Genomic DNA, 13,162 nt, shown 5'->3' with positions numbered 1-13,162 from the left:
CGGATTCGCTCACTACATTAGAAATTGGCTCCACTTATGCCTTTTTAGACGGGATCCTCGATCCGGTTTCCTCAGTCATGGAATTTACTGACAGGAATTGAAGAACGTACTAACGACGGAGATTTCGGGCGAGTTCGATAGCGCAATACGACCAAAGACGCTCTGCCACGCAGGCTGAGTTCTGAGAAGCGCGCCCATCGGCACCGATGGAACGAAGACACCCATCCGCACACTCCTCAAGTAAGCAGAACATTTCTAATTCCCCAGGGAACAATCCCCGCCCTCCCGCCGTAGATCCTCGCAGAGGGCCACCCATGCAAACCCTGCGCCAGGACATCGCCTACGCGATCCGCCAAATGCGTCTCTCTCCCGTCTTCACCCTCACCGCCATGCTCACCCTGGCCCTCGGCATCGGTGCGACCACGGCCATCTTCTCGCTCATCCACACCGTCATGCTGAAGTCCCTGCCCGGCGTCGACCCCGCGCGCCTCTACCGCGTCGGCGACGGCCAGGACTGCTGCGTCGAAGGCAGCCCACAGGACAACTGGGGCATGTTCTCCTACCCCTTCTATCTCCGCATGCAGCAGAACACGCCCGAGTTCGAAGAGCTCGCAGCCTTCCAGGCCGGCGGAGCCCAGTTCAGCGCCCGCCGTGGCGAGAGCGACCACATCGCCAAGCCCCTGCGCGGCGAGTACGTCTCCGGCAACTACTTCTCCACCTTCGGCGTCAGCGCCTTCACCGGTCGCACCATCACCGCCACCGACGACCAGCCCAACTCCGCGCCCGTAGCCATGCTCAGCTACCGCACCTGGCAGCAGGAGTACGGCTCCGACCCCCACATCCTCGGCTCCACCTTCATCCTCAACGACCACCCCTTCACCATCGTCGGCATCACCCCACCCGGCTTCTTCGGCGAGACCCTCCGCAGCGATCCACCATCCCTCTGGGTCCCCCTCAACCAGGAGCCCGTCATCACCGGCAGCAACTCCATCCTCCACCGCTTCCAGGCCTGGGTCCGCGTCATCGGCCGGTTGAAACCCGGCGCAAGTCCTGCAGCCCTACCCGACAAGCTCACCAACCTCCTGCGCGGATGGCTCGTCAACGAAAGCGGCTTCCCCGCCGAGTGGATGGAAGGCGTCAAGCAGCAGCTCCCCAAGCAGAAGATCAACGTCGTCCCCGCCGGCGCAGGCGTAGGCGTGATGAAGGCCAACTACGCAGCCAGCCTGAATATCCTTCTCGCCGTCTGCAGCCTCGTCCTGCTCATCGCCTGCGCCAACATCGCCAACCTCCTGCTCGCACGCGGAGCCTCGCGCCGGACACAAACCTCCGTCCGCCTCGCACTAGGAGGCTCGCGCCAACGCCTCGTCCGCCAGTCTTTGACCGAGAGCCTCGTGCTCTCCATCATGGGCGGCCTGCTCGGCCTCGCCGTGGCCTTCCTCGGCGTGAAAGTCATCGTAGCCCTCGCCTTCCGCGGAGCCCACTACGTCCCCATCGACGCCACCCCGTCGCTGCCCGTCCTTGGCTTCGCCTTCCTGCTGTCACTTCTGACCGGCGTCCTCTTCGGCACAGCTCCAGCGTGGCTAGCCACGCACGTCAACCCCGCCGAAGCCCTGCGCGGCGCAAACCGCAGCACCAAAGACTCCTCATCGCTCTCGCAGAAGTCTCTCGTCATCCTGCAAGCCACGCTCTCCGTCGTCCTTCTCACCGGCGCAGGCCTGCTCACCCGCAGCCTGCAGAAGCTCCAGCATCAGGACTTCGGCTACGAGACCGATCACCGCGTCACCATCAGCCTCAGCGCCCCCTACAACTCCTACCCGCAACCCAAACTCGACGCCATGTACCGCGACCTGCAGGACCGCCTCTCGCATCTTCCCGGCGTCGAACGAGCCGCCCTCGCGCAGTACACGCCTACGCAGGACAACTGGGGCGAGATCGTCATCCGCCAGGGCCACGGCATGCCCAACATGAACGATCCCGTCGGCTCTTCATGGGACCACGTCAACGCCGGCTACTTCGAGGCCCTGGGCCAGAAGATCCTTCGCGGCCGCTCCATCACCGATCAGGACACCGCCTCCACCCAAAAAGTCGCCGTCGTCAACGAGGCCTTCGTGAAGCGCTTCTTCAAGCCCGGCGAAGAGCCGCTAGGCGCTCTCTACGGCCTCGACCTGCCGAAGTACAGCGCGACCTACCAGATCATCGGCGTCGTCCGCGACGCCAAGTACCAGGACCTAGCCGGCACCGATCCCGTCCGCCCGATGTTCTTCGTGCCGCTGGCACAGCGCGTCACCTACGACCATCCCCTCATGCAGTCCATCGATGACAGCACCCACTTCATCGAAGGCGCAGTCCTCAAGATTCACGGCAGCATGGAAGGCCTCGAACCCCAGGTCCGCCGCGTCCTCGCCGACGTCGATCCCAACTTCACCCTCCTAAGCGTTCAGTCGCTCGAAGAGCAGGTCGACTCCAACTTCGACCAGCAACGCGCAGTAGCCCAGATGGTCGGCCTACTGGGCATCCTCGCTCTCGTCCTCGCCGCCGTCGGGTTATATGGCGTAGCCGCCTACACCGTCGAACGCCGCACCAGCGAGATCGGCGTCCGCATGGCCCTCGGGGCGGACCGCATGAACATCGTTCGCCTCGTCCTGCGCGGAGTCTTCCTGCAGATTCTCATCGGCCTCGCCATTGGGATCCCCGCCTCGATCGGCTGCGCAAAGCTCATCTCCGCCCAGCTCTACCAAGTCAAAGGCTGGGACCCGCTAGTCCTCTGCGGCTCCATCCTGGCCCTGAGCCTCTGCGCCTTCTTAGCCAGCATTATCCCCGCTCAGCGCGCAGCCTCCATCAACCCCGTAAAGGCCCTCCGCGCGGAGTAGACAAATCCGTGCCCCATGCATCGCGGCCTCATCGCGATGCGTGGGTCTGCCATAAACTCACCGCCCCAACCGCACCGCCAATGTCTCTTCCCCATTCCGTCGCAGCAACCCGTCCAGCGCCCGCCCCACCGCCTCGTTCCCACGCCCATACGTAGCCACCGCCTCCGCCACCAACACAGCCTTTTCCCGCAACCCCAGTCGGAACAAAGCATCGCACTCCAAATACAAAAGCGTCGCATCGGTAGTCTTCGACCGAGCGATCAGATCCGCCGCCTCCTGCCACTTCCCCTGCCGATACCGCACCGCACCCAGCCCCGCCGTCGCGAACACATGGTTGGCATCCCGCTCCCGCTCGGCGTTGAAGTACCCCTCAGCCCGCGAGAGATCCCCGGCTTCCAAAGCCATATTCCCCAGATAAGCATTCGCGTCCGGCGTCTTCGCGTCCACCTGCAGCGCCTTCAAAAACACCCGCTGCGCATCCTCAACCCGCCCCATCGACAGATACACCGACCCCACCAGCACCCACGGACTCCCCACAGTCCCCGTCACCCCCCGCGCATCGTCTTGGAACACCCGAAACGCCCCGGCCTCATCCCCCTGCTCAATCAGTCCCCGAGCCTGCGCCAGCAGCAGATCGTTCCGCTTCGCCTCCGCCGCCCCCGGCGCAAACGCCAGATGCTGCTGCAGTTCGCGATACACCGCGATCTCATGCTGCGACTCATCGGTCTTACCCACCCCCGCATAAGCCCGCGACAAAAAGAAGTGGCTCAAAGTCTGCGTAGGATCGACCTGCAACGCCCGCCCCAGCGTATCGATCGCAGCCGGAAACTCCTTCAGCTCCACCTGGCAATGCCCCAACGCCACCAGCGCCGCCGCATCGTTCGGCCGAGCACTCACCACTCCCTGCAGCACCTCAGCAGCAGCCGCATACTCCCCCAGCTTGATCCGCACCGTCGCCAGCAGCATCAAGTCCTCAACATCCCCCGGCTGCGCCCGAGCCTCTTCACCCGCAGCGGCCTCAGCCTCCTTCAGATTCTGCAAGCCAAAATGCGCCACTGCCAGATCGAACGGCAACCGAGCCAGCGAACCATCAGCCTTCTGCGCCTTCTCAAGCCACGTCAGCGCCTCGGTATACTGCCCCGCGCTGCACAGCAGCTCCCCCAGCTTCTGCCACGACGCAGGATGCCCCGCACCCTTCTTCAGCGCCGCCTTCAGCACCGCGACCGCGCCGTCATTGTCTCCTTCAAGATGCAGCGCCTGCGCCAGGTAGTAGCTGCCATCCTCATCGCCCGGCACCAACCTTAGCCGACGCCTCAGCAACTCCGCCGCCCGCTGCACCTTACCCGCGACCAGTTCCATCGACCCAGCCTTCAGCAGCAACTCCGCGTCATTCGGCGCCAGCTTCAGCGCCGCCTCGTACGCCTCCGCAGCCTCACCCGCCTGGCCCGAATCCTCAAGCAGCATCCCCTCAAGCTTCAGCCCGGGCCCAAACCGAGGCCGAGCCGCTACCAGCCCCCGCACGATCTCAATCGCCCGAGCCTCATCCCCACCCTGCGCCGCCGCAATCGCATCATGCATTTGCTTCGCCGCGTAAGGATCAGACGCAGCCCCGCGCTGCGCGCCTTGTCCCAGCATCAGCGCCGCACTGAAGAGCGAGCCCGCCACCACTGCGCAAATTAATCTGTAAGAGATCGTCATCTCGACCGGAGCGAAGCGGAGTGGAGAGACCCCCGCATTTCGCTTTTGCCATTGCTTTTGTTCTTGCCGTCATCCTGAGCGAAGCGAAGGACCCCGAGCGACTTCAAATCACCCATACCGCCCGAACCTTTCAGCCACTGATCTGGGTGCCCCACCCATGGCTCGCCTTTCGCCATGGGTGGGCTGCAAAGCAACCTCACCCCAGCACCTTCGCCGCATCCGTAGCAAAATAGGTCACGATAAAGTCCGCTCCAGCCCTCCGTATACTCAGCAGCGACTCCATCATCGCCCGCTCCCGTTCCAGCCACCCCCGCTCAAACGCCGCATGCAGCATCGAGTACTCCCCCGAGACCTGATAGGCCCCCATCGGCAGATCAAACCGCTCCCTAGCCGCCCTCACCACATCCAGATACGGCATAGCCGGCTTCATCAGCAGCATGTCCGCCCCCTCAGCCACATCCTGGTCGATCTCGCGCATCGCCTCGCGGATATTCGCCCCATCCATCTGGTACGTCTTGCGGTCTCCAAACTGCGGCGCCGAATCCGCTGCTTCACGAAATGGCCCATAGAACGCCGAAGCGAACTTCGCCGCATAGCTCATGATCGGCGTGTCCTGCCTGCCCGCCGCATCGAGCGCCGCCCGGATCGCCTCAACCCGGCCATCCATCATGTCCGAAGGAGCAACAATGTCCGCCCCTGCCACCGCCAGCGAAGCCGCCGCCTTGGCAATCAGCGCCACACTCGAATCATTCTCAATCGCATAATGCTCGCCGTCTCTGGCAATCAACCCACAGTGCCCATGCGACGTGTACTCACACAGACAGACATCCGCAATCAGCACCAGCGAGTCCAGCCGCCGATCCGCCTTCATGGCGCGAAGCGCCCGCTGCGTAATTCCATCCGCGTCCCAAGCACCCGAGCCCTGCTCGTCCTTAGCGTCGGGCAGACCGAACAGCAGCACCCCACCAATCCCCAGAGCCGCACACTCCGCCGCCTCCTTCACCGCCTCGTCCACCGAGAGATTGAAGACCCCCGGCATCGACGAGATCGGCTTCCGTACACCCTCACCCGGGCACACGAACAGCGGATAGATCAGCATCTCCGGCCGCAGATGCGTCTCCCTCACCAGCGACCGCATCGCCTCCGTCTTCCTCAACCGCCTCAACCGCGTAACTGGAAAATTCATCCCTCCAGTCTATCGCCGCCGCACAGCCACCCCCAAGAAGCGTCATCTCGACCGAAGCGAAGCGCAGTGGAGAGACCCCCGCATTGGCTCCCGCCCAAGTTCGGGTGCCCCATCCATCGCGCCTTTGTCTCTCGCGATGGGTGGGACGTAAAACGCCAACAAGTATGCCCCACCTTCGCGACGATGATGCCGTCGTGAAGGTGGGGCATTCGTTCGAAGCACGAACGTTCTACTTACCGCCGGAACCCACCCCGGTAGTACCCGCCCCGATATCCACCAAATCCACCGTAGTACGCAATCCCGATCCCATACCCATACGGATACCCATATCCCCAGTACCCCGGATAAAAGCCCGGATAGTAGCCATACGGATAGACACCCGCATAGTACGGATACCCATAAGGCCCATCCTCCCCGGAGACGTCCGCATACTGCCGCCCCTCTCCACCTGCCGGCAGCAGGTCTGTCGCCAGCTCATACGGATAAGCATCCACAGCCTTGATCCGGTCCGCCCCCGGCACCGTCGAAGCCACAAACGAGAGCTGATGGTCTTCCTTCACCTTGATGCCCTTCTCACGGCCCTTAGCATCCGCGGCGACCGTCTTCAACCCATTCGGAAACGCCGCAGCCTCTCCCCGCAGCACGCGAACCGTGTTCGTGTCCGCGTTGAACGTATACAGCCCATCCTTCAGCAGGGAAGTCTGCCCGCCCGGCAGGTCGACCAGGATCTCGATGTGCTGCGACGGATGATGCACGTTCACATTCAGCACACCCTTCTCCAGCCGCACCTCCGTCCCCTGCGGCGTAGCCGAGATCGTCCTCACCACGGCTGTCGACCGCGAACGCAGCCAAACTCCCGCAACCGGCTGCGTGTCCACAATCGGAGCCGGACGCTGCATCGCCTCCTGCCCATCATCCTGACGGTTCTGCCGCCACCGCCGCGCCATCGGCCCGCGGCTGTCCCATGGACCCTGATTAGCCCCCTGACCCGACTGTGAGTAAGACCCCTGGTTCGCATCCGGAGCCGTAGGCGGGGGTGGCAGGGCAGGATTGGCCTGGTACGCACGAACCACAGGAGCCGGTGCCTGGGTGGCCGTGGAGCCCGTCGCATCAGCAGTCTGTGCAGACGCTGATGCAGCGGCAGTAACGAGGACGGAGACGAATGCAAGGTGCTTGAGCATAAAAACCTCTACTCAAGTAGACGCTGACATCAAGGGAAAGGGAGCACCGGCTTCAGCCGCCGAGATAAGCCTTCTCGCCTCCCAGCCACGAACCTCCGGGTGCCCCATCCATCGCGTTCTTCGCGATGGGTGGGACGTAAGCCGCCTCCAGCCACGATCCTCACCCCGCCGCCTGAGCATCCCCATCCGTACCCGCCTCAGGCGGCGTCGCCGGCTCCGCGTTCGGCGGCGTTGGCGGCGGCGAGTCCATCGCTACCTGCACCTCCGCATACTTCCCGTCCGCATTCTGCAGCCGCAGCGTCCACGTATCCGGCAGCGGCCCACCCAGCAGCGTCACCGTCAGGCGTGTATACATCCCCGGACTTCCCGGAACCGCATACTTCTCGGACGCCACAAAGCTCGCCGGATCGTACTTGAACCCCTTAATCGGCACCCCATCGACGCCGCTCACCGCGTCGCTCGCCAGCCCGGTCACCTCTTCGATCTTCCCCAGGTCGACACCCGAAACGCTCACGCCGGACGCCGCAGCTTCGGCCTTCTGCTTCACCAGATCCGCCGCGGCAGCCGCAACATGAGTCGCCTGGAAGGCCTGCAGCACCGAGTTCTTCGAGAGCTGGTCGCCAATGATGCACAACGTCCCATAAACCTTACCCGTCGAAGCGCACGGATCAGCAGGCGGCGCCGTCACAGGCGTAGCTCCCGGAACAGCGTAGGTAAAGACCGCGCTGGTCAGCAGCGGGCCCGCCGGCGAGACGCTCCGCGCCGCCAGATATGTCCCCGCGCTGATGCCGCTGATCTCCAGCAGCCTCACCGGGATCTCCGGCAGCAGATGAATCGTCGAGGGATCGCTCGCAAAGATGCTCGACAGGTAAGCCGCAATCGCCACCAACGTCCACGAGAGAAACTGAATCCTCCCCGTAGCAATCACGCCACCAGCCGAGATCAGATCCGAAAGCTGCGGCTTCAGCGGCCCACCACCCTTGGTCCCGAACGCCTGTTTCGAGATCTGCGACGCCACCGCCGTCCCGCCCGCAAGCACCGTCTCCCAAGGAAACTTGCCCGTCACATCCGGCAGCCCGGCCAGCCCCTGCACCCACGTATGTGCGATGTACAGGTACGTGTACCCGTACACGGTAGCGATCGTCCACAGCAGGAACTGCAGCTTCGACAGGCTGTAGCTCTGCGTGTCACCCTCGATGATCAGCTTCGTCACCTGGTTCCAGCAGCACGCGAGATGTTCGCGCACCCAGCGCGCAATGCCCTTGAAGAGGCCGATATGCGTGGTGCTGAACGCGCACTTCGGGTCGAGCGTGCTCGCCAGAAGCAGCAGGACAACGGTAAGCGCGAGGGTCAGCAGCCCCGCAACCCAGAATGCGTATTCAGGATGTTCATGCAGCATGACGAGCGCCTTCAAGGGGATTGGATTTGGACGATAGAGAATCAACTTCCGCTACAGCAGGCCCGGTTAATCTTGGAGTGGGCCATAATCCCACGCCGAACTGAATGACGCAACAGGATTCTCTCGTAGTGCTCCATCCAACGCACTCGTTTCACCACATCCACGACCCGTCAACCTGTGCCCCACTCATCGCGTTCTTGTCTTTCGCGATGAGTGGGAAATTCGCGCGAAGCGCGAACCGCCGTGTTAAGGGCACGGCTTCAGCCGTGCCAAAATTCCCCACCGCCAAGCGGCTTCAGCCGCTGAGGTACGCCCTTCTTTCCTCGCCCTGCGGTGTCTACCTGGCCTCAACTTTCTTTCCGCCCCATAACAGCTCCAATCGCCTCGAGATCTTCATCCGACACGAAGCTTTTCTTTGAATTACGAGGGTTCACGCGCACGGTGATCTCTCGATTCGCCAGTATTTTCAAGGCTGCCTCCGCCTCATCTCTTCTAGGTCTTTCGGAAAGCTGAAATACCCCAAATTGTTCCCCATCCACGGAATAGTCATAGGCCAGCCACACTTCATAACCACTGATTTCCTTTGATCTTCCCTTTCTCATTATGACAACTTCACCCTCATCGAATTGCCCCTTCACCCGGGTCCAATTCCGTGATCGGTACTCAAGCCACTTTCTGCGATAGCGGCGATCCCATTGCGTCCATGCGACGATCAATGCCAGCAGTCCACCGAAATAGAAGAGGCTGAAGAGTCCATCACCAGATCGTTGCCTAATGTACATCAGAAGCTCGGTCGTCATCTTGACACTCTACAGGTGTGTTCAGTATCTGGACTCAAAACAAGAGCGGGCCAACACTGAGTGTTGGCCCGCCCCTAAAAACGTCTTCTAACTCAAATACGCATCGGCATCAAAATGTACCGATACTTCACATCCTCATTCCCATCTTCCGGTCGCATCTGCCCCGCACTTTGAGCGTCCTTGAACTCCAGCCGAACCTCGCCCTGCGTCCCAATCGCCTTCAGAAAGTCGATCAGATACTGGCTGTTGAACCCAACCACCAGAGGATCGTAGTTATAAGGCGTCTCAATCGTGTCTTCTGATTCGCCGGCGTCTGTAGAAGAACTGGACAGCTTCAGCTCGTTCTGTTCCAGCCGGATCTTGATCGCACCCGAGCGCTCATCGGCGAACTGCGCCACACGCTGAATCGCCGCCATTAGATCTTCCGACCGCACGATCACGAACTTCGTGTTCTCGCGAGGCAGGACCGCCTCATAGTTCGGGAACTGGCCTGTCAACTTGCGGCTGGTCAGCACCCGGCCGCCGATCTTGAAGAACAGCGTCTGATCGTCATCCGCAAAGTCCAGCGTCTCCGCATCGGTTGAACCCAGCAGGGAAGCGATCTCAGCCAGCGCCTTCCGCGGAATCAGCGTCTTCTTCTCACCCGAGATCCCGTCCAGCGTCTCGCCCGTCTTCTCAATATGCGCCAGCCGGTGGCCATCCGTCGCCACCATCGCCATCGACTCCGCCTTCAGCACCAGCAGCGCGCCGTTCAGCGTATACCGGCTCTCTTCGTTCGAGATCGCAAAGATCGTCTTCGACACCATGTTCTTCAGCGACGGCACCGTGATCTTGTACGCTCCTGAAGTCGGAAACTCCGGAACCTGCGGGAAGTTCGCCCGCGCCATTCCGACCATCTTTGTGTTCGACCGACCAGCCCGGATCTGCACCCAGTGGTTGTCCATCAGCTTGATCGAGATATCGCCCTCGGGCAGCAACTTGATGTAGTCGTACAGCTTGCGCGCAGGAATCGTGCAGGCACCGGGCTTCTTCACCTTCGCCGCGCAGCTCGTCTTCAGGCTCTGGTCGAGATCGGTGGCAGTAATCGTCAGCCGCCCGGCCGAATCCCCTTCGCCGGCTGTTGCTTCAAATAAAAAGTTCGACAGGATCGGGATCGTCGTCTTCCGCTCGACCACACTCTGCGCCGCCGTCAACTCCCGCAGCAGTTCCGCCCGCGAAACAGTGATCTCAAGGTTGCCGGTCGGTGCCGCGGCAGTCGTCATCCCAGTCTCCTTACCAGAATCCTTGGCAACATCCTCGGTAGCTTCTATCACGGTCTCTGTCTCCAATTCCATCTCTCGCGTAACTCGTTCGTGCTATGGCCGCTTGGGAAAACTCTACACCGAAGAGGCCGCACCGTGCACTCTCTTTGATGCAGCGTTTGATCCCGCGCCTATCCTCTTGATTCTAGGGTTTAGCACCCTCCGGAAGCGACAACAAACTTTGTGCAAATCCCATGCCCGTCTGTGTACCCCGCGTCCGACATGCCCGAAGCCGCACCGAAGCACGGGTGCCCCATCCATCGCGCCTTTGTTTTTCGCGATGGGTGGGACGTAAACCTCGTCCCGGCGACAGCTGACCCCACCACAAACTCCACCCCGGCGACTGCTTCTAAGAAACTAGATAAAAGAAAGACAAATACCAGTAGCCGTAGTCGTTCACGCTGGAAATGTGGATACCCATCCCACGCCCCACCAAATCAATAAGATCCGCCCCGGCCCCGTTTTACAAATCCGGTTGATCGCAATCGCAAACATTGGAATTCCCGGCCGCCAATCCCCCATCCGTTCTCGCTTATCCCACTTCCGCACAACGCGCTTTTCACAGCCCCGTAGAAGAAACGTTCGCAGAGTGGGAATTTTCCCCAACCCTTTGAAGAATGAATGCCTTACAGCGCCTCTTTTTTGAACAGCTAACCGCGTGCCCGGTGGATAATCAGCATCGAACCTCACAGCGCACTCTGAGGAGCCTCCAATGAACATCGCCATCTTCGGAGCCAATGGCCGTACTGGCTCTCTTCTAACCGGACGCGCCCTCGCCGCCGGCCACACGGTCACCGCTCTAGTCCGTCAGCCAAAGAACTTCCCCTACGCCGGTCGCACCCGCGTCGTCGAAGGCAGCGTCTTCGATCCCGCCGCCATCGCCGATACTCTCCGCCACACCGACGCCGTCTTCTCCGCCCTCGGAGCCCACTCGCCCGTCAAGAAAGAAGACGTCCTCGAGCGAGCTATGCCCCTCATCACCGCCGGGATGGAGCGATACGGCCCTCGCCGCCTCATCGCGCTGGGTTCGGCGGGAGCTCTCCCCACCTCGCTCGACAAACAGCCCGCCTGGCGTCGCTGGATCGTCCAGACCATCGTCTACAACGTCTTCCTCAAGTATCCGGTCGCCTCCCAGATCGACCAGTACCGCGTCCTCTCCGCCAGCAATCTCGACTGGACCATGGTCATGCCCCCCATGCTCACCGACGGTCCCGCGCGAGGCCACTACCGAATCGACGCCGACGCTCTCCCCCGCAACGGCGCCCGCATCTCCCGCTCCGACGTAGCCGACTTCATGATGCTCCAGCTAACCAACCCGCAATGGATAAAAAAAGGCGTCTACATCACCTGGTAGCCAACGCCCGACGACCCCGAAAGCCGTCATTCTGACCCTCGAGCGAAGCGAAAGGGAAGAATCCCCGCATCTTCTCCGAGACGCACCACGAACCGGCCGGGTGCCCCATCCATGACGGTTTTATCGTCATGGGTGGGACGTAAACCTCATCCCTGCGGTCCTTAGAGATCCTACCCCAACGCCTCCCTCACCACCGGTGCCACCTTCGTCCCCAGCATCTCAATCGACTTCAACATCTGCTTATGCTCCAGAGCCACATTCGTCATCTGGAACGTGATCCTTGCCAACCCACCCAAAACCTCATTCTCCCGCAGAATCTTCTCGACAATCTCCTCCGCCGTCCCAATCAAGTAAGCCCCCGTGCGACCCCGCGTAGCCTCAAACTGCTCCCGCGTCGTGGGCGGCCACCCACGCTCCTTCCCGATATGCGTGAACATCCGCTGATGCCCGGGCCAGAACTCATCCGAAGCTCCCTGCGATGTCTCTCCCACAAACCCAAACTGGTGCAGCCCCACCTTCAACTCACTCGCCGGAACCCCAGCCCGCCGCCCCGCCTCGCGATAAAGCTCGATCAACGGCCCGAACCGATGCGGTTCCCCGCCAATAATCGCCACCATCAGCGGAAGCCCTAGCGCTCCCGCGCGCGCGAACGAGGCCGGCGTCCCACCCACCCCAACCCAGATCGGCAGCTTCTCCTGCACCGGCCTGGGATAAACCCCTTGTCCGGTCAGCGCCGCCCGATGCTTGCCCGCCCACTCCACATGCACGTTGTCGCGAACCTCCAGCAGCAGGTCGAGCTTCTCCTCAAACAGCGAGTCATAATCCTCGAACTTCATGCCAAAAAGCGGATAAGCCTCGCCAAACGACCCGCGCCCCACCACCATCTCCGCCCGCCCCTTCGACACCAGGTCAAGCGTCGCAAACTCCTGAAACACCCGCACCGGATCGGCCGCGCTCAGCACCGTCACCGCACTTGTCAGCCGAATCTGCTTCGTCCTCGCCGCCGCCGCCGCCAGCAGCACCACCGGCGCCGAGTCCAGAAACTCCTCCCGATGATGCTCCCCAATCCCAAACGTATCCAGCCCCACCTGGTCGGCCAGCTCGATCTCCTCCAGCAGATTCGCAATCCTCTGCTCCGCGGAGATCGCCACCCCACCCGGCTCCGAGATCACCGCCGCAAAACTATCAATCCCAATCTGCATAAAGAATCCTCCTCATTAGTTTGTCATCCCCTACTCCTCTTGTTTGCCATCCAGCCCGACCTTCGTTTGTCATCCCCGAAGGGGATCTGCTTTTGCCTTTAGCAGTTCCCATCGCCACAAACGCCCGGGGTGCCCCATCCATCGCAGCGTCATCGCGATGGGTGGGATCGT

General features: G+C 61.8%; 9 protein-coding genes. 2 read left to right on the top strand and 7 right to left on the bottom strand.

Annotated elements, in window-relative coordinates; genetic code table 11:
- Positions 1-314: 314 nt before the first annotated feature.
- Positions 315-2,870, top strand: coding sequence for an ABC transporter permease (locus OHL18_RS03880; protein ID WP_263373514.1), 2,556 nt, complete (start codon positions 315-317; stop codon positions 2,868-2,870).
- Positions 2,871-2,927: 57 nt separating this feature from the next.
- Here OHL18_RS03880 and OHL18_RS03875 read toward each other — a convergent pair whose 3' ends face one another.
- From OHL18_RS03875 to dnaN, 6 genes are all read right to left on the bottom strand, one after another.
- Complete coding sequence (locus OHL18_RS03875; protein WP_263373513.1) at positions 2,928-4,568, bottom strand: tetratricopeptide repeat protein; 1,641 nt, start codon at positions 4,566-4,568, stop codon at positions 2,928-2,930.
- A 196-nt stretch (positions 4,569-4,764) separates the two neighbouring features.
- Entirely contained in the window at positions 4,765-5,754 is a 990-nt protein-coding gene (gene hemB, locus OHL18_RS03870; protein WP_263373512.1) for a porphobilinogen synthase, read from the bottom strand.
- A gap of 233 nt (positions 5,755-5,987) precedes the next feature.
- Positions 5,988-6,935 (bottom strand): hypothetical protein, encoded by a 948-nt coding sequence (locus OHL18_RS03865; RefSeq protein WP_263373511.1) that lies wholly within the window; start codon positions 6,933-6,935, stop codon positions 5,988-5,990.
- Between the two features lie 160 nt (positions 6,936-7,095).
- Positions 7,096-8,334, bottom strand: a complete 1,239-nt coding sequence (locus tag OHL18_RS03860; RefSeq protein WP_263373510.1) for a hypothetical protein — start codon at positions 8,332-8,334, stop codon at positions 7,096-7,098.
- 347 nt (positions 8,335-8,681) lie between these two features.
- Positions 8,682-9,134, bottom strand: coding sequence for a DUF3592 domain-containing protein (locus tag OHL18_RS03855; RefSeq protein WP_263373509.1), 453 nt, complete (start codon positions 9,132-9,134; stop codon positions 8,682-8,684).
- A gap of 92 nt (positions 9,135-9,226) precedes the next feature.
- Positions 9,227-10,396 (bottom strand): DNA polymerase III subunit beta, encoded by a 1,170-nt coding sequence (gene dnaN / locus OHL18_RS03850; RefSeq protein ID WP_263373508.1) that lies wholly within the window; start codon positions 10,394-10,396, stop codon positions 9,227-9,229.
- Between the two features lie 751 nt (positions 10,397-11,147).
- On the opposite strand from dnaN, the gene OHL18_RS03845 reads away from it, so the two are divergent.
- Positions 11,148-11,789 carry an NAD(P)-dependent oxidoreductase gene (locus OHL18_RS03845; RefSeq protein ID WP_263373507.1) on the top strand — a complete coding sequence of 214 codons (642 nt, stop codon included), beginning with the start codon at positions 11,148-11,150 and terminating at the stop codon, positions 11,787-11,789.
- 170 nt (positions 11,790-11,959) lie between these two features.
- Here the strand turns inward: OHL18_RS03845 and OHL18_RS03840 are convergent, their stop codons facing one another.
- Positions 11,960-12,991 (bottom strand): LLM class flavin-dependent oxidoreductase, encoded by a 1,032-nt coding sequence (locus tag OHL18_RS03840; protein ID WP_263373506.1) that lies wholly within the window; start codon positions 12,989-12,991, stop codon positions 11,960-11,962.
- Positions 12,992-13,162 lie beyond the last annotated feature (171 nt).

Origin of the sequence: Granulicella aggregans (assembly GCF_025685565.1) — a bacterium.
GTDB lineage: Bacteria > Acidobacteriota > Terriglobia > Terriglobales > Acidobacteriaceae > Edaphobacter > Edaphobacter aggregans_B.
This window is presented reverse-complemented; position numbering and strand designations above follow the sequence as displayed.